This is a genomic window from Proteus sp. CA142267, assembly GCF_003336825.1.
GTDB lineage: Bacteria > Pseudomonadota > Gammaproteobacteria > Enterobacterales > Enterobacteriaceae > Proteus > Proteus terrae.
Genome location: NZ_QPMG01000001.1, coordinates 740,211 through 758,045, shown reverse-complemented (window position 1 = coordinate 758,045; position 17,835 = coordinate 740,211). Strand labels below are relative to the sequence as shown.

The following is a 17,835-nucleotide window of genomic DNA, read 5'->3' as shown; positions in this document are numbered from 1 at the left end:
TGTCAATAATAGGCTTTGCTGTGAATAAGTGGCAAAATAGGTCGCTTAATTTTGTTTTTCGATTGATTGCTTACACACATAAATACCAAATCAGTGAGATAACACCGTGAAAATTCTGGTTGATGAAAATATGCCTTATGCGGAACAACTTTTCCGCCAATTAGGTGAGGTAAAAGCTGTTTCTGGTCGCCCATTACCTACTGATGAGCTTAATGATTCTGATGCCTTAATGGTGAGATCAATTACTAAAGTCAATGAATCCTTATTATCAGGCAAGCCAGTGAAATTTGTTGGAACTGCGACTGCGGGTTTCGATCATGTCGATATTGCATGGTTAGAACAACAACAAATTGGTTTTTCATCTGCCCCAGGCTGTAATGCTATCGCGGTTGTTGAATACGTATTTTCTGCACTGATGATGCTAGCAGAGCAAGATAGCTTTCAATTAACCGATAAAGTTGTCGGTATTGTTGGTGTGGGAAATGTGGGGGGGCGATTAGCAACACGCCTTCGTGCATTAGGTGTAAATGTTTTACTTTGCGATCCACCAAGAGCGGATAATGGTGATGATGAAGAATTTTACCCATTGGAAACATTGTTAGAAAAAGCAGATATTCTAACTTTCCATACACCTCTCAATAGATCAGGCCCATACAAAAGTTATCATTTAATGAATGAGAGCAATCTCGAAAAATTGCCTGAAGGACGCATTTTAATTAATGCTAGCCGTGGCGAGGTTATTGATAATCAAGCATTATTGTCTGTACTTGAGAACGGAAAATCCTTACGCGTTGTATTGGATGTTTGGGAGCCAGAACCCGATCTTTCTATTGAGTTATTAAATAAAGTTGATATCGCAACACCACATATTGCAGGTTATACCTTAGAAGGTAAGGCGCGCGGTACAACTCAGGTTTTCGAAGCTTATTGTGATTTTATTGGTCAGTCCCAAACTGTTGAATTATCAACATTGTTGCCTGCTCCTACTATTTCCACTATTTCTGTGCAAGGTGAGTTAACACAAACACTTTTAAAACAACTTATTCATCTTGTTTATGATGTGCGTCGTGATGATGCTCCATTACGAAAAGTGGCTGGAATAAAAGGGGAGTTTGATAAATTACGCAAATTTTACCCTGTACGCCGTGAGTGGTCTTCACTACACGTTATTTGTGACAATCAAACCACTGTTGACACATTAAATGCAATTGGCTTTAGTGCTACATATAAAAGCGCTACACACAAATAAAGCAAAATATTATTTTAAAAATTTTATGGTATTGGAGGATATCTTATGGGAGAAGGTTGGAATATTGCAGTTGTTGGTGCAACAGGTGCTGTTGGTGAAGCGATTTTAGAACTGCTACAAGAACGTGAATTTCCCATTGGTGAATTAACAGCAATCGCAAGTGAAGATAGCATTGGGAAATCAGTGCGTGTAAACAGCAAAAGTGTTGCAGTTCAAGGTATTCACAATATCGAATGGGCTGATATTCAATTAGCTTTCTTTGCTGCACCGGCAGAGATCAGCGCGCAATATGCACAACAAGCGGCTGATGCTGGCTGTATTGTCATTGATTGTAGTGGCATCTTTGCAATGGATTGGGATGTGCCATTGGTTGTTCCGGGTGTGAACAGTGCAATGCTTGCGGAATATCGTACTCGTAATATTGTTTCAATTGCAGATAGTATGGTGAGCCAATTATTACGTGCCATTAATCCATTAACAGAATCTGCGGGTTTAACGCGCCTTAGCGTGACAAACTTAATGTCGGTTTCTCGTTTTGGAAAACAAGCTGTAGATGAACTGGCAGGTCAAAGTGCTCGTTTACTTAACGGTATTCCTCCTGAATTAGGTCGTTTTAATAAACAGTTAGCATTTAACATTTTACCTTTAATGGTTGATGACGAAGGCTCTATACAAGAAGAGCGTCGCATGGTTGACCAAATTCGTAAAATTTTACAAGACGAAGGCTTGCCAATCTCTGTTACTACGCTGCAAGCGCCAGTTTTTTATGGTAATGCACAGTCAGTACAATTAGAAACCTCACGGCCAATGGGAAGTGATGAAGCGCGTGAAACATTACAAGAAAATGAAGATGTTAATATCAGTGATGAAAATGATTTTCCAACTCAAGTCACCGATGCATCTGGTAATGTGAGCTTAAATTTAGGTTGTTTCCGTAATGATTATGGTATGCCAGAAGCTTTACAATTCTGGTCAGTTGCAGATAACGTGCGCTTTGGTGGGGCATTAATGGCTGTCGAAGTGGCAGAGCAATTAATGCAGGAGCAGTTTTACTAATGAATGCGCAAGTGAGTGCGGAAGTAACAGAACAACCCTTGACTGAGTCAGTGGTTATTTCTGAAAGCACAACAATTAAAATTGCTCTAGGCGTTGAATATGATGGTAGTCGTTATTATGGCTGGCAACGCCAAAATGAAGTGCGCAGTGTACAAGAACGGTTAGAAAAAGCACTTTCACAAGTGGCTAATGAACCTGTATCTGTATTTTGTGCGGGAAGAACTGACGCTGGAGTACATGCAACGGGGCAAGTTGTCCATTTTGAAACAACTGCACACCGTAAAGATCCCGCTTGGACAATGGGTGTTAACACTCATTTGCCTGCGGATATCGCAATACGTTGGGTAAAAACAGTTTCTGATGATTTTCATGCTCGCTTTAGTGCAACGGCAAGACGTTATCGCTATGTGATTTTTAATCATCGTTATCGTCCTGCTATCTTGTCATCTGGAGTGACACATTTTCATTATCCTTTAGATGCTGAACGTATGCACCAAGCTGCGCAATGTTTACTGGGTGAAAATGATTTTACCTCTTTTAGAGCTGTCCAATGCCAATCGCGAACGCCATGGCGTAACGTTATGCATGTTAATGTTTCTCGATACGGTGACTATGTTGTTGTGGATATTAAAGCGAATGCTTTTGTTCATCATATGGTGAGAAATATTGTTGGCAGCCTTTTAGAAATAGGGTGTGGCAATCAGGATATTACTTGGATGGCTGAATTATTAGCCTTAAAAGACAGAACCAAATCCGCAGCAACAGCTAAAGCGAATGGATTGTATTTGGTCTCTGTTGATTATCCTGATCATTTTGAATTACCAAAACCTGCAATGGGCCCACTATTTTTAGCGGATAACCCTATTGAGATATCTCAATCATAAAGACACCCAGTTTTCTGAGGATTTATGGAAATATTAACGCAATTTGTTGATTTGATTAAATTTATAATTGATTTTATTTTACATATTGATGCGCATTTAGCAGAGCTTGTTGCACAATATGGTACATGGGTCTATGCCATTTTGTTTCTTATTGTTTTTTGTGAAACAGGGTTGGTGGTAACGCCTTTTTTACCCGGAGACTCCTTATTATTTGTTGCAGGTGCTTTAGCTTCATTAGAAACCAATGATGTGAATGTTCATATTATTGTTTTACTGTTACTTTGTGCCGCCATTTTAGGTGATGCTGTTAACTATTCTATTGGGCGACTTTTTGGTGAGAAACTATTTAGTAAGCCGGATTCAAAGATTTTCCGTCGTGAATATTTAGATAAAACTCATGCTTTTTATGAAAAGCATGGTGGTAAAGCGATAATTTTGGCAAGATTCGTGCCGATTATCCGAACTTTTGCTCCATTCGTTGCAGGAATGGGTAAAATGTCATATCGTCATTTTGCCTTTTATAATGTTACTGGGGCAATTGTATGGGTACTGCTATTTACTTATGCAGGATACTTTTTTGGTGACTTAGATATAGTTCAAAAGAACTTAAAATTGCTAATTGTTGCCATTATTGTTATTTCTATTTTACCGGGCGTTATTGAGATCTTACGCCACCGCAGAGCGAGTGCAAAAGCAAAGAAAGAAAGTGATAACAAAGAGGTTTGAGCAGTTATCATAAGTTTTTGCCGTAGAATAGCCATAATAAAGAGATGCGCTGAAATTCAGTAAGCGGTATCATCATAAACTTTGCTAACCACACAGCCAGTGCATTGTGGTTGATACGCTAACAATAATTTTACTGGCGAAGGTCAGATTCAGACGAAAAGGTCCATTAATGAGCTGGATTGAAAAAATTTTAAACAAAAGCACTATCACAAGTTCACGTAAAGCCAATATCCCTGAAGGGGTTTGGACTAAATGTGACAGCTGTGGGCAGGTACTCTATCGCGCAGAATTAGAGCGTAATTTAGAGGTTTGCCCTAAATGTGATCACCATATGCGCATTTCAGCGCGCCGTCGCCTTGAGACTTTCCTTGATACAGGAAGCACAACAGAATTAGGCAGCGAATTAGAACCTAAAGATATTCTGAAATTCCGCGACTCTAAAAAATATAAAGACAGAATCAGCGCTGCTCAAAAACAGACGCAAGAAAAAGATGCATTAATCGTGATGAAAGGAACGCTGAAAGAGATGCCTGTTGTTGCTGCATCCTTTGAATTTGCGTTTATGGGCGGTTCAATGGCTTCTGTTGTAGGTGCGCGTTTTGTTCGTGCTGTTGAACAAGCATTAGAAGATAACTGCCCATTAGTTTGCTTCTCAGCAAGTGGTGGCGCGCGTATGCAAGAAGCGCTGATGTCATTAATGCAAATGGCAAAAACCAGTGCAGCATTAGCAAAAATGCAAGAGCGTAGTTTACCTTATATTTCAGTAATGACTGACCCTACAATGGGGGGGGTTTCTGCAAGTTTAGCGATGCTAGGTGATATAAACGTTGCTGAACCTAAAGCACTGATTGGTTTTGCAGGCCCTCGCGTTATTGAACAAACAGTACGTGAAAAATTACCTGCTGGTTTCCAACGCAGTGAGTTCCTGTTAGAAAAAGGGGCGATCGATATGATTATTCGTCGTCCTGAAATGCGTGATGAGCTGGCTGAATTACTGGCTAAGCTGACTCAGTATGATTTAGTTGAAGATGAAAATGAAGATGAAATCATCGGTGAAGAAATGATTGCTGATGAAATTGAATCTACAGACAACGAGCCAGAAATTAACATCGAAACGAATAAAAAAGAAGATGTCTAATATCATAACTGCTCCTAAAGCCACATCGCCTTTGTCGGTGTGGCTTTCTTATCTTGAACATTTGCACTCTAGCGCCATTGATATGGGATTAGAGCGAGTAGGCAAGGTAGGAAAAATATTAAACGTGTTACGCCCTGCACCTAAGGTAATTACTGTCTCAGGTACCAATGGGAAAGGCACAACCTGTCATATGCTAGAGTCAATCTTGATGGCATCAGGATTGAAAGTCGGCGTTTATAGCTCCCCTCATCTTGTCCGTTATACAGAACGTGTTCGTATTCAAGGCAAAGAACTTTCCGAAGATGCTTTTTGTGAAGTTTTTGCAGAAATTGAACAAGCTAGAGGCGATATATCTCTGACCTTTTTTGAATATGGCACTCTGGCTGCGCTGAAGTTATTTCAACAAGCACAACTTGATGTTGTTATTCTTGAAGTAGGATTAGGCGGTCGATTAGATGCGACGAATATCGTTGATGCGGATATTGCTGCTATCACAAGTATTGCACTCGATCATACTGATTGGTTAGGTGCAGATAGAGAGCATATAGGCTACGAGAAAGCCGGTATTTTTCGTGCTAATCACTACGCCGTTGTGGGTGAGCCGGATATGCCTCACTCCATTGCTGAAGTTGCCAATGAAAAACAGGCTAAGCTTTTCCGTCGAGGAATGGATTGGTCTTTTGTTATTGAAGGTGATCACTGGCATTGGCGTTGTGCTGATTGTGAATTTGATGCGTTGCCAATCCCTAATATTCCATTAGCCAATGCGGCGACAGCGATGGGGGTTATTCGTTGCTTGCTCAAGTCTGATGATAAAGTCAGCCAAGCAATCACACAGCAAAGTATTGTGGAAGGTATGTCTCGTGCACAATTACCGGGTCGTTTTCAGGTAATTTCTCAGCATCCTTTGGTTATCTTTGATGTAGCTCATAATCCTCATGCGGCGGGCTATTTAGCGGAAAAATTATCACAATTACCACAAAAATCTGATACTCAGGTGCGTATTGTTGTTGGTATGCTGGGTGATAAAGATATTGCAGGAACATTAGCGTGCTTAACACCATTGGCTGATAGTTGGTATATTGCTCCACTTAATGAGTTTCGTGGCGCTCCTGCGGAGGTATTAGCTCAACATCTTGAGAAACCAATGGTATTCGATAGTGTTGAAAATGCATGGCAACAAGCAATGTCTGATGCTGCGCCTAACGATATTGTTGTGGTTTGTGGCTCATTTCATACTGTCGCGCATGTGATGGAACTTTTGGAAAAGGAGAGTGTGGGTGGCAAGTAAATTTCAAAATCGCTTAGTCGGTGCCGTTGTATTGGTGGCAGTAGGGGTTATTTTTTTACCTGCACTGCTCGACGGCGATAAGAAATATAACGAAGACCAGTTCGCCTCTATTCCTCTAGTACCCAAACCCGGTGATGAGCAAGAAATAGAATCTATCGCCCCGATAGAGCAAACCTCAGTGCCATCTACTCCGTCAGAAGGTGCGTCTGAAGGTATGCTTTCTGAAGCTGTGACAGGTGTTGAACAACCTACTGTTACAACACCCGAACCACCTGCTGTTGTACCTGTTACACCATCAGTACAACCACCAACGCCTACACCAGAGCCTCCTGCTGTGGTTACGCCACCTGTACAACCACCAGCACCACCGGTGCAAGAAACTAAGCCACCGAAAGGTGAGGCTTGGGTTGTTCAATTAGGTGCGTTGAAAAATGCGACGAAGGTAGAAGAAATTATTGCGAAAATGCATTTCTCAGGTTATCCGGTATATACCATACCTGCACGCCCAGTTGCAGGGCAAGTGACTCGAATTTATATCGGCCCTAGTGCATCTAAGTCAGAATTACAGGCGATTTTGCCTCATTTAAAAGAGCTTACGGGCTTACAAGGTGAGGTAAGGGCATATAAGCCTTAATTTTTTCTAAACGAGTCATCAGATGTGTGATGTAACAAAGCGTTAACTTATTGCGGCGATTATGATTTTTCATATCGCCGTAAATTATTTTGAAATTAGTGAAAATTAGCATTACGCAAACGTTTTCGTTTTCTGTTAGAATGCTTCCGTATTAATGCGGAGCATCATTATTGGATAAAGAATTTATGGTCTGGATAGATTACGCCATCATTGCCATTATTGGTTTTTCCGCATTAGTCAGCCTGATCCGTGGCTTTGTTCGTGAAGCATTGTCACTCATCACCTGGGGTTGTGGTTTCTTTGTTGCTAGTCAGTTTTATCCTTATCTTGCCGTCTATTTTACCCGGTTTGAAGATGAGCTGGTTCGTAACGGGATTGCGATAGTCACGTTATTTATTGCGACACTGATTGTCGGTGCTGTTGTGAATTATGTGATTAGCTCTCTTGTTCAACGCACAGGGTTATCAGGTACAGATCGTGTATTGGGGGTCTGTTTCGGGGCTTTAAGAGGCGTGCTGATAGTCTCAGCATTACTTTTTGTTTTAGGTGCATTTACGCCTATGGCAGATAGCGCTGATTGGCAACGTTCTGAGCTTATTCCTCAATTCAACCATATTATTAGGTGGTTCTTTGACTACCTGCAAAATGCGTCAAGTTTCGTGTCGGAGGGAATATAACCTCTCCGTCTGGCTGATGAGGATCTATTCATGTGCGGTATTGTCGGTATCGCTGGAGCTAATCCAGTAAACCAATCAATTTATGATGCGTTAACGGTGTTACAACACCGAGGTCAAGATGCAGCAGGCATTGCAACGATAGACGGTAATAACGGTTTCCGTCTTCGCAAAGCGAACGGACTGGTTAAAGATGTATTCGAAACCCGTCATATGTTGCGTTTAAAAGGTACTATCGGGATAGGGCATGTCCGTTATCCTACAGCGGGTAGTTCTAGTGCATCAGAAGCGCAGCCTTTTTATGTGAATTCACCTTTTGGTATTACGTTGGCGCACAATGGTAATTTAACCAATGCGCATTTATTACGTCGCCAATTATTTGAAACAGCGCGTCGCCATATCAATACCACCTCTGATTCTGAAATTCTGCTTAATGTATTGGCATATGAATTAGACCGTTTTGACCATTTCCCTCTTGAACCTGATAATATTTTTGCAGCCGTTGCGGCAATGCATAAAAAACTCCGTGGTGCTTATGCTTGTGTTGCTTTGATCATCGGTCATGGTTTACTGGCTTTTCGTGATCCCTTTGGTATTCGTCCTTTAGTATTAGGTAAACGTACCTTAGAAGATGGTCGCCATGAATATATGGTCGCATCTGAAAGTGTTGCGCTTGATACTTTAGGTTTTGAATTCTTACGTGATGTGGCACCAGGTGAAGCGGTTTATATCACAGAACAAGGACAACTTTTTACGCGCCAATGTGCTGAAAATCCGCAATTAATGCCTTGTTTATTTGAGTATGTTTACTTTGCTCGCCCCGATTCCTTTATCGATAAAATTTCGGTTTATAATGCGCGTTTACGCATGGGACAGAAATTAGGCGCTAAAATTGCGAAAGAGTGGGATGATTTACACATTGATGTTGTGATCCCAATTCCTGAAACATCTTGTGATATTGCCTTAGAAATTGCGCATATTCTCAATAAACCTTATCGCCAAGGTTTTGTAAAAAATCGCTATGTTGGTCGCACCTTTATTATGCCGGGTCAGCAAGAGCGTCGTAAATCGGTTAGACGTAAACTGAATGCAAATCGTGCAGAGTTTCGTGATAAAAATGTTCTGTTAATTGATGACTCGATTGTACGTGGCACAACGTCAGAGCAAATCGTCGAGCTTGCAAGAGAAGCTGGTGCGAAGAAAGTCTATTTTGCATCAGCTGCACCAGAAGTTCGCTTCCCTAATGTGTATGGCATTGATATGCCAAATGCCAATGAGCTTATTGCTCATGGGCGTGAAGTGGATGAAATTCGTAAATTAATTGGTGCTGATGGACTTATTTTCCAAGATCTCACTGATTTAATTGCCGCAGTACAAGAAGAGAATCCTGATATTAATCAGTTTGAATGTTCTGTGTTTGACGGTGTTTATATTACGAAAGATATTGACCAAGATTACTTGGATTATTTAGAAAATCTACGTCGTGATGATGAACATAAAATTCGTGATCAGAATGAAATAGAAAATTTGGAAATCTATAACGAAGGCTAATTTTTCGGTAAGATATCCCTCTTATAAAGCGTCGATGCCAGCGTGTTCTGCATCGACGCTTGTTTTTTGAGGGTTAATCATCATAATGATTAACAAAGGTATATATTCTGAGGATCATAATGAAAAAGCTGATAGTTGGGCTAACCGGTGCCAGTGGTGCAATTTACGGTATACGTTTATTAGAGATACTGAAATCAGTGCCATCAGTTGAAACACATTTAGTCATTAGCCAAGCTGCACGCCGTACTATTTCATTAGAAACCAATTATTCGCTAAAAGATATTCATGCTTTAGCGGATGTGATTTATGACGATCGCGATATTGGCGCCGCTATCTCTTCAGGATCGTTTCGTGTCAATGGAATGGTTATATTACCTTGCTCAATCAAAAGCCTGTCAGGTATTGTTCATAGCTATACAGATACCTTAGTGACTCGTGCTGCGGATGTGGTATTAAAAGAAGGGCGTAAATTGGTGTTATGTGTGCGTGAAACGCCTCTGCATTTAGGTCATTTGCGATTAATGACACAAGCTTCTGAGTTAGGCGCAGTGATTATGCCTCCTGTTCCAGCTTTCTATTTTCAGCCTAAAACCATCGATGATATTGTCAATCAAACTGTTAATCGTGTACTTGATCAGTTTGAGATTGATTTACCTGATGATTTGTTTCAACGATGGGAAGGCGATAAGCCTGCTCGCTAAGTATACTCGTCGTTACTCGTCATGCTTCAAGGTGTAGTGTTGTTGACTGTGTTCATTCGCATTAGTCACATACTATTGTATGCTCCTAGTGACTCATTTACTTGTCGCCTAGCTACACCTTGAATTATTTAGAGTATCTATCCGGTAGAATATCTATTTTGAATAAAAAGAGATTATTTTCCTGTAGTAATAATATCTTTTAATGCCTCTTCTAAATGTGGGTAGCGAAATTCAAAGCCAGCATTAAGTAGTTTTTCAGGAATGGCTTGTTGCCCACCTAACACTAATGTGGCGCTTTCTCCCATCACTAAACGTAATATGCTTTCAGGCACTGTCATTAAGGCTGGGCGATTGAAGGCTTTTCCTAATAGACGAGTAAACTCTTTATTTTGTACAGGCTCAGGTGCTGTTAAGTTAAAAGCGCCTTTAGCATCTTGGTTCTTAAGCAAGAAAACAATCGCATTGACCATATCATCAATATGGATCCACGGCATATATTGTTTTCCACTTCCCAATTTACCACCCAATCCTAACTTAAAGGGTTTGCTCATTTTAGGCAGCGCGCCACCGAGTGTTGAAAGTACAATCCCTGTACGTAACAAGCAAACTCGTGTTAATGGTGTTTGAGCCTCAAGAGCAATACGTTCCCATTTTGCACAAAGCTCATGTGTAAACTCAGGATTTGCTGGTGTTTCTTCAGTGACTCGAGTATCACCTTGATCACCATAAAATCCCACCGCTGAGCCAGAAATAAAAACAGCAGGGGGGAGATCACTGGCTTTAATTAAATCAACCAATTTCTGGGTTAAATGACAACGGCTATTAACGAGTTTCTGTTTTTGAGAAGGTGTCCAACGGTTATCAGCAATAGGCTCTCCAGCAAGATTAATAACGGCATCAAACTCATTAAGATTTTGTTTATCGTTGAGTTGAGTCCAACAGGTGATTTCATTACAAAAATGCGAATAGACCTTTTGAGGCGAACGAGAAAGCACCGTAATATCATTATTGGCGAGTGCAAGCTCACAAACTAATGCTTTGCCAATTAATCCTGTACCACCTGTGATAAGTATTTTCATCACAATCCTCCTGACCTGCTTGCTTGATAAAGAATAAATATCATCCTGATATATGAATTGCTTATATTAACCAAAGAGTTTTTTTGTTGCTGAGCGCTGGTTAATATTGTTTAGCCATTTTTCAATTGCTGGGTAATTAGCCAAATCAATATTGTGGTGATCGTGCAGACGAGCCCATGTATATGTGGCGATATCTGCGATGCTGTACTCTTGTCCACCAAGGTAAGGTGATTGCGCTAATCTTTTCTCTAATACGCTATATAGACGCTGTGTTTCTTCAGTATAACGTTTAATCGCATAAGGGACTTTTTCTGTGGCATAACGAGTGAAGTGATGATTTTGCCCCAACATTGGGCCAAATCCACCCACTTGCCAAAACAGCCATTGTAGTTGTGTTGTTTTTTCTCGTAAATTTTGGCTAATCAATTTGCCACTTTTTTCAGCTAGATAGATAAGAATAGCACCTGATTCAAAAATAGAGATAGGTTCACCTCCATCAACAGGTGAGTTATCTACAATAGCGGGAATTTTATTATTGGGTGAAATTACTAAAAATTCAGGCTTAAATTGATCGCCTTTACTAATATCAATGCGATGTAACTGATAAGGTATGCCTGTTTCTTCAAGAAAAAGCGTTATTTTTTGGCCATTTGGGGTATCTGCATAATATAAGTCAATCATTAAAAGCTCCAAAATAAAGTAGGCACTAAATACATAAGATAATCACAGTCTGCCTTCTAACATCATAAAAAGCAAAAAAGCGCAAGATGGATAAAACAAGTCACGTATGATTATTGTAGTGGTGAAAAATAGTGATTTTGGTATATTCAGGATAAAAATTACGATCGTTTAGTATCGGTTAAAAAAGGTTTGTTGAGGATGGAACAAGAAAAGACGGCATTGGTTGAATGGGTTGATATTGTTGATGATAAAAATGAAGTCGTTGCACAAGCAACACGTCAACAAATGCGAGCTGAAAACCTAAGACATAGAGCAACTTATATCGTTGTTCATGATGGAATGGGAAAAATCTTGGCACAGCGTAGAACTGAAACAAAAGATTTTTATCCGGGTTGGTTGGATGCTACTGCGGGTGGTGTAGTTCAACAAGGTGAGAATTTACTTGAAAGTGCACGTCGTGAAGCAGAAGAAGAATTAGGTATTGCTGGAGTCCCTTTTGCTGAGCATGGTCAATTTTATTATGATGATGAAAGTTGTCGTGTATGGGGAAGCCTGTTTAGTTGTGTTTCTCATGGGCCTTTCGCACTGCAAGCAGAAGAAATTGAGGAAGTGTGTTGGTTAACTCCCTCTGAAATTACTGAACGTTGTGATGAATTCACACCGGATTCATTAAAAGCTCTTTCTCTTTGGTTAACGCGTAACAACAGTACACGCCTAGAAAGTAGAGAAACAGTAGATTAAGGGGTACTTTGCCCTAGTTCAAATCGATAAGCATAGTTGATAACGGTATCTTCGAATATAGCGTTATCATCTTCGTCTCTCAAACGTTGTAAAAGTGCTATCAGATGTTTTCCCGCCTCTTTTCCTATTTTGTGATAATCAAAACGAATTGATGTGAGAGAAGGGGATATCTGATCGCTATTTTCAGAACCTTCTAAACAAGCAATAGCTAGATCTTGTGGGATCTTAATTAATCGACGTTGACATTCAAAAATCATACCTAGCGCAATACTTTCATGACTACAAATAACCGCATCTAGTTCTGGTTGGCGCAATAAAATCTCTGTTAATGCTTGTCGCCCGTATGCCATAGAAGCGGGATCGGGCGTGGTGACACTTTGTTCAGCATTTAAATAATTTTTGAGTAATGCTCGTGACCAACCTGTTATTTGCTGGTGGTGTAGGCGTTGCCCTTGTAACGCACCAATATAGCCAATACAACGTTTTCCTTGGGTGACTAAATGGTTTGTTAAATCATATGCGGCTTGCTCATAAGAACAATCGATACTAATTGCTGCCTGCTCATCCGATTGGCTGGCGACACTGACAACAGGCACATTGGCATTACTGATATGTAAAAAATGAGTTGGGCTAAGCTGTGAACCAAAGGCAACCAATGCAGCAGGATTACTTTGCAATAGCATATTAATCACATCGCTAGCTTTATGAGGCTGATGTTCATAGCAACCGACTAAAATTTGATACTGATGACGATTGAGTATTTGTTGCAAAGACTGCATAAAATCCGCACTGGCTCTATCTGTAAAAGAGGGCAACAGTACAGCAATAATATGGCTTTGTGCTGAAGCTAAAGCACCTGCTGAGGCATTAGGAATATAGCCAAGCTCTTCTACTGCTTGATTAACTTTTTCTCGTAACTTATCAGAAACTAATTCAGGGGTTCGCAATGCACGAGAAACGGTCATTGAACCGACTCCTGCATGTTTAGCGACATCTTGTAATGTGACGCGACCTGTATTTCGGCGCTTACGTGTTTTGATCATTTGTGATTATGCTTGCTTAGCCTATTTTATTAACCGCAGATCCTACCTGAAATCTTCCTATTATGCTGAAACAATACAGTGTCAATTGTTGGCATTTTCTGCAATTAACATTTCATTAAAATGATAGCGCTATCACAATTACGAATGATCTATCTAGATAGCGCTACCATTAATGATTACTATCCTTAATAACGAAGCTCAAAGAGAGTCTTATTGAGGTTACAAATATGCTTAAAACGTTATTAACACCTGATGTGGTGCAAGTGGTTCCAAACGTTAGCGATTGGCGAGAAGCCGTTAAAGTAGCGTGTCAGCCATTAATTGATAAAGGTTGTATTGAACCTCGTTATATTGATGCGATTTATAAATCACACGAAAAAATCGGGCCATATTATGTATTAGGTCCAGGAATTGCGATGCCTCATGCGCGTCCTGAGGATGGTGTTAATCAACTTTCTCTTGCATTAACCATTGTTGAGCAAGGTGTTGAGTTTGGTGCTGATGAAAACGATCCAGTGAAATTACTGATTGTTTTGGCTGCAACAGATAACGATAGCCATATTAATGCCATTGTGAAATTAGCCGAACTTTTTGATAACGATACAGATATCCAAAAGCTATTTAATGCGAAAAGTAAAGCGGATGTATTAGCCGTTATCAACAACTATTAATGACGATTTAAATTACCAAGGGGAATATCATGAAAATTACTGTTGTATGTGGAAATGGTTTAGGTAGTAGCTTAATGATGGAAATGAGCATCAAAAGCATCCTAAAAGATCTTGCTGTGAATGCAGAAGTGGATCATGTTGATCTGGGTTCAGCAAAAGGTACACCAAGTGATATCTATGTGGGTACACGCGATATTGCCGAGCAACTTAATTCACAAGCGGTAAATGGAAAAGTTGTTTCATTGGACAACATGATTGATAAAGTGGCGATGAAAGAGAAGCTTTCTGTCGCATTACGTGAATTAGGCGCGTTATAAGGAGCCTATCATGGACTTTTTCCGCTTTCTAATGAGTGATGTGCTTTCAGAGCCGGCTATTTTAGTGGGTTTGATTGCATTGATTGGCTTAATCGCCCAGAAAAAACCAGTTACGGAATGTATTAAAGGCACCGTAAAAACCATTATGGGTTTTGTGATTTTAGGTGCTGGTGCAGGTCTTGTAATTAATTCACTGGGTGATTTCTCAACGATTTTCCAACATGCATTCGGTATTCAAGGTGTTGTGCCTAATAACGAGGCGATTGTCTCTATTGCACAAAAAAGCTTTGGTAAAGAGATGGCATTAATTATGTTTTTTGCCATGTTGATTAATATCTTAATTGCACGTTTAACGCCGTGGAAATTTATTTTCTTAACTGGTCACCATACATTATTTATGTCGATGATGGTGGCGGTTATTTTAGCAACTGCGGGCTTAGAAGGCACAGTATTAGTTGCGGTAGGTTCATTAGTTGTTGGGATTTCAATGGTATTTTTCCCTGCCATTGCACATCCTTATATGAAAAAAATCACTGGTTCTGATGATGTTGCATTAGGACACTTCTCAACTATTTCTTATGTTGTTGCGGGTTTTATCGGCAGTAAATTTGGTAATAAAGAGCATTCAACAGAAGAGATGAATGTTCCTAAAAGCTTACTATTTTTACGTGATACACCAGTCGCAATTGCCTTTACTATGGGCATTATCTTTATCATCACATGTTTATTTGCGGGCGATACTTTTGTTCGTGAAGTCAGTGGTGGTAAAAACTGGTTTATGTTCTCGTTAATGCAATCTATCACTTTTGCAGCAGGTGTTTATATTATTCTGCAAGGTGTGCGTATGGTTATTGCTGAGATCGTTCCTGCATTTAAAGGTATTTCAGATAAGTTAGTTCCTAATGCAAAACCAGCGTTAGACTGCCCGGTTGTATTCCCTTATGCACCCAATGCAGTGTTAGTCGGTTTTTTAAGTAGCTTTGCTGCGGGTGTTATCGGCATGTTTATTCTGTATGCCTTAGATTGGACAGTAATAATTCCTGGTGTGGTTCCTCACTTCTTCGTGGGTGCAACAGCAGGGGTATTTGGTAATGCAACCGGTGGACGTCGTGGTGCGATTTTAGGCGCATTCGTTCAAGGTTTATTAATTACGTTCTTACCTGTGTTCCTATTACCAGTACTTGGTGATATCGGTATAGCTAACACTACATTTAGTGATGCAGACTTCGGTGTTATCGGTATTCTGTTAGGTATTATTGTTCGTTGATAATATTTATATATTGAATTTTAATAGATGCTCGACTTTCTAATCAGTCGGGCATTTTTTTGGTAGAAATAATGCACTTAAATTTCTTTTATATATTCAATATATTATGATTAGAGTGCTCCCCGTATGCACGGGGATAGACTGGCGTTTCCTACAGAGATCACACCTATAATTTTCTTTCCCTTTTCTATTCATTTTCGTCATTGGCTGATACATATATCATTTTGAATTAATATGTTTATTTTATGAATAATAATGCTATTATCCTGAGTGAATATTCACGATGTGTATATTTTCGTACCTAATTAATTATAAAAATAGGTTTAACATCACAATCACTAAGGAAAAAGAAGATGTCTTTTGGTATTCGATATCTTGCGTTGTTACCACTTTTTGTTATCACTGCTTGCCAACAACCGCTTAATCACAATCTACCAGCGACTCAAATAGCTCAGGTTCAACCTGCAATTGTGAATAACTCATGGATTGAAATTTCACGTAGTGCACTTGATTTTAATGTGAAAAAAGTACAATCACTTTTAGGTGATAAATCCTCACTTTGTGCTGTTTTAAAAGGCGATGCATATGGACATGGTTTATCATTAGTTGCACCTGTTATGATTGAAAATAATGTGCAATGTATTGGTGTAACGAATAACCAAGAGCTAAAAGAAGTTCGTGATCTAGGATTTCAAGGTCGTTTAATGCGTGTACGTAATGCCACTGAGCAAGAAATGGCTCAGGCGACAAGCTATAACGTGGAAGAATTGATTGGTAACTTAGATATGGCTAAGAAATTAGATGCCATTGCTAAACAACAAAATAAAGTAATCCCTATTCATCTTGCCTTAAACTCAGGTGGAATGTCTCGTAATGGATTAGAAGTTAATAACAATGCGGGGCTCGAAGAGGCGAAGCAAATTACTCAATTAGCTAACCTTAAAGTGGTTGGCATTATGTCTCATTATCCTGAAGAAGATGCAGATAAAGTAAGAGAAGATCTCGCTCGTTTTAAACAGCAATCACAAAAGGTATTGGATGTTACTGGGCTAAATCGTAAAGACGTTACTCTGCATATGGCAAATACTTTTGCCACAATTACCGTACCTGAATCATGGCTGGATATGGTGCGTGTAGGTGGGATTTTTTATGGAGATACCATTGCAAGTACCGATTACAAACGTGTTATGACTTTTAAATCCAATATTGCCTCAATCAATTATTATTCTAAAGGCAATACTGTTGGTTATGATCGCACTTACACACTAAAACGTGACTCAGTGTTAGCTAATATTCCTGTCGGTTATGCAGATGGTTATCGTCGAGTCTTTAGTAATGCAGGGCATGCTTTAATTGGTGGCCAACGTGTGCCTGTTTTAGGTAAAACATCAATGAATACAGTGATTGTTGATATTACCGATCTTAAAAATATCAAATCAGGAGATGAAGTCGTGTTCTTTGGTAAGCAAGGTAATGCAGAGATCACTGCTGAAGAGGTTGAAGATATTAGTGGTGCATTATTTACAGAGATGTCGATTTTGTGGGGTGCGACTAACCAGCGTGTGCTAGTGGATTAAAGTAGGGTGCTTGTGATCACCAATCTCAACAACTTTTGAGAGAAATTGTGGGGGAATTTACCCCCACAAAACTATTTATCGCAAGATAAAATAGCTTGAACTACGGTGTCGCCACTACTGATATTAAAAGAACATAATCTTTCATGTTTCAGTAAAGCAAAACACAAAACTGTAATACATACAGTAATCAGCCCTAATAGGGCAAGCTTAGTCATTTCTCTTGACACTCCTTTATAAAGGAGACAGAATCAAGTTGTCTGGTTTGAGACTGCCTCGGATTTTAGTAAATTAAAATTCGGGGCTTTCGTCTTTTTGGCTCCTGCAAATGCTTGAACCAAAATGATCCAAGCACCCACCAGCATACTAACAGAAATTCACCTCATTCCTATCTTTTTCTGAATAATAAAGATATCGATAATCAAGTAAAATCAATACGTTAATTGTTTTTGTATCGGGTGTTTATATGTGTGATTTTATTTGACACTCTTTTATAAAGGAGACAGAATCAAGTTGTTTGGTTTTGAGACTGCCTCGGATTTTAGTCAAATAAGAAAT

At 39.6% G+C, this 17,835-nt stretch carries 19 protein-coding genes; 15 read left to right on the top strand and 4 right to left on the bottom strand.

The annotated features are described in order from the left end of the window. The first annotated feature begins 106 nt into the window (after window positions 1–106). From pdxB to C0T34_RS03485, 10 genes are all read left to right on the top strand, one after another. Window positions 107–1,249 (top strand): 4-phosphoerythronate dehydrogenase PdxB, encoded by a 1,143-nt coding sequence (pdxB, locus tag C0T34_RS03530; RefSeq protein ID WP_109849699.1) that lies wholly within the window; start codon window positions 107–109, stop codon window positions 1,247–1,249. 45 nt (window positions 1,250–1,294) lie between these two features. Beyond that, window positions 1,295–2,305, top strand: coding sequence for an aspartate-semialdehyde dehydrogenase (locus C0T34_RS03525; protein WP_109849698.1), 1,011 nt, complete (start codon window positions 1,295–1,297; stop codon window positions 2,303–2,305). After that, complete coding sequence (gene truA / locus C0T34_RS03520; protein WP_233063726.1) at window positions 2,305–3,189, top strand: tRNA pseudouridine(38-40) synthase TruA; 885 nt, start codon at window positions 2,305–2,307, stop codon at window positions 3,187–3,189. The genes C0T34_RS03525 and truA overlap by 1 nt, the downstream gene beginning before the upstream one ends. A gap of 24 nt (window positions 3,190–3,213) precedes the next feature. Continuing rightward, a complete protein-coding gene (locus C0T34_RS03515; RefSeq protein WP_109849697.1) occupies window positions 3,214–3,915 on the top strand; it encodes a DedA family protein in 702 nt (233 codons plus the stop codon). Between the two features lie 169 nt (window positions 3,916–4,084). Then, on the top strand, window positions 4,085–5,053 hold the full coding sequence (gene accD / locus C0T34_RS03510; RefSeq protein ID WP_109849696.1) for an acetyl-CoA carboxylase, carboxyltransferase subunit beta: 969 nt from the start codon (window positions 4,085–4,087) through the stop codon (window positions 5,051–5,053). Continuing rightward, on the top strand, window positions 5,046–6,344 hold the full coding sequence (folC, locus tag C0T34_RS03505; protein ID WP_109849695.1) for a bifunctional tetrahydrofolate synthase/dihydrofolate synthase: 1,299 nt from the start codon (window positions 5,046–5,048) through the stop codon (window positions 6,342–6,344). Before accD ends, folC begins: the two co-directional genes overlap by 8 nt. Continuing rightward, on the top strand, window positions 6,334–6,978 hold the full coding sequence (gene dedD, locus C0T34_RS03500) for a cell division protein DedD (RefSeq protein ID WP_098942346.1): 645 nt from the start codon (window positions 6,334–6,336) through the stop codon (window positions 6,976–6,978). Before folC ends, dedD begins: the two co-directional genes overlap by 11 nt. Before the next feature lie 185 nt (window positions 6,979–7,163). Next, window positions 7,164–7,655, top strand: coding sequence for a colicin V production protein (gene cvpA, locus C0T34_RS03495; protein ID WP_109849835.1), 492 nt, complete (start codon window positions 7,164–7,166; stop codon window positions 7,653–7,655). A gap of 30 nt (window positions 7,656–7,685) precedes the next feature. After that, entirely contained in the window at window positions 7,686–9,203 is a 1,518-nt protein-coding gene (gene purF / locus C0T34_RS03490; RefSeq protein WP_075670606.1) for an amidophosphoribosyltransferase, read from the top strand. A gap of 119 nt (window positions 9,204–9,322) precedes the next feature. Beyond that, on the top strand, window positions 9,323–9,904 hold the full coding sequence (locus tag C0T34_RS03485; RefSeq protein WP_098942347.1) for a UbiX family flavin prenyltransferase: 582 nt from the start codon (window positions 9,323–9,325) through the stop codon (window positions 9,902–9,904). Window positions 9,905–10,077: 173 nt separating this feature from the next. Here the strand turns inward: C0T34_RS03485 and C0T34_RS03480 are convergent, their stop codons facing one another. Both C0T34_RS03480 and C0T34_RS03475 read right to left on the bottom strand, forming a co-directional pair. Further along, entirely contained in the window at window positions 10,078–10,983 is a 906-nt protein-coding gene (locus C0T34_RS03480) for a TIGR01777 family oxidoreductase (RefSeq protein ID WP_098942348.1), read from the bottom strand. A gap of 66 nt (window positions 10,984–11,049) precedes the next feature. Next, window positions 11,050–11,664 (bottom strand): glutathione binding-like protein, encoded by a 615-nt coding sequence (locus C0T34_RS03475; RefSeq protein ID WP_109849694.1) that lies wholly within the window; start codon window positions 11,662–11,664, stop codon window positions 11,050–11,052. Window positions 11,665–11,862: 198 nt separating this feature from the next. Here C0T34_RS03475 and yfcD point away from each other — a divergent pair, with 198 nt between their 5' ends. Next, window positions 11,863–12,405, top strand: a complete 543-nt coding sequence (yfcD, locus tag C0T34_RS03470) for an NUDIX hydrolase YfcD (RefSeq protein ID WP_072063189.1) — start codon at window positions 11,863–11,865, stop codon at window positions 12,403–12,405. Here yfcD and C0T34_RS03465 read toward each other — a convergent pair. Further along, a complete protein-coding gene (locus C0T34_RS03465) occupies window positions 12,402–13,448 on the bottom strand; it encodes a LacI family DNA-binding transcriptional regulator (protein ID WP_098942350.1) in 1,047 nt (348 codons plus the stop codon). The two genes, yfcD and C0T34_RS03465, sit on opposite strands and share 4 nt — an antisense overlap. Window positions 13,449–13,675: 227 nt before the next feature. Here C0T34_RS03465 and C0T34_RS03460 point away from each other — a divergent pair, with 227 nt between their 5' ends. From C0T34_RS03460 to alr, 4 genes are all read left to right on the top strand, one after another. Continuing rightward, complete coding sequence (locus C0T34_RS03460) at window positions 13,676–14,119, top strand: PTS sugar transporter subunit IIA (protein ID WP_098942351.1); 444 nt, start codon at window positions 13,676–13,678, stop codon at window positions 14,117–14,119. A gap of 29 nt (window positions 14,120–14,148) precedes the next feature. Continuing rightward, complete coding sequence (locus C0T34_RS03455) at window positions 14,149–14,436, top strand: PTS sugar transporter subunit IIB (protein ID WP_098942352.1); 288 nt, start codon at window positions 14,149–14,151, stop codon at window positions 14,434–14,436. A gap of 10 nt (window positions 14,437–14,446) precedes the next feature. Continuing rightward, a complete protein-coding gene (locus C0T34_RS03450) occupies window positions 14,447–15,703 on the top strand; it encodes a PTS ascorbate transporter subunit IIC (RefSeq protein ID WP_006533327.1) in 1,257 nt (418 codons plus the stop codon). Between the two features lie 353 nt (window positions 15,704–16,056). Then, window positions 16,057–17,280 (top strand): alanine racemase, encoded by a 1,224-nt coding sequence (gene alr / locus C0T34_RS03445; protein WP_109849693.1) that lies wholly within the window; start codon window positions 16,057–16,059, stop codon window positions 17,278–17,280. Window positions 17,281–17,351: 71 nt separating this feature from the next. Here alr and C0T34_RS03440 read toward each other — a convergent pair whose 3' ends face one another. Further along, entirely contained in the window at window positions 17,352–17,495 is a 144-nt protein-coding gene (locus C0T34_RS03440; RefSeq protein ID WP_072063187.1) for a Hok/Gef family protein, read from the bottom strand. Between the last annotated feature and the right edge of the window lie 340 nt (window positions 17,496–17,835).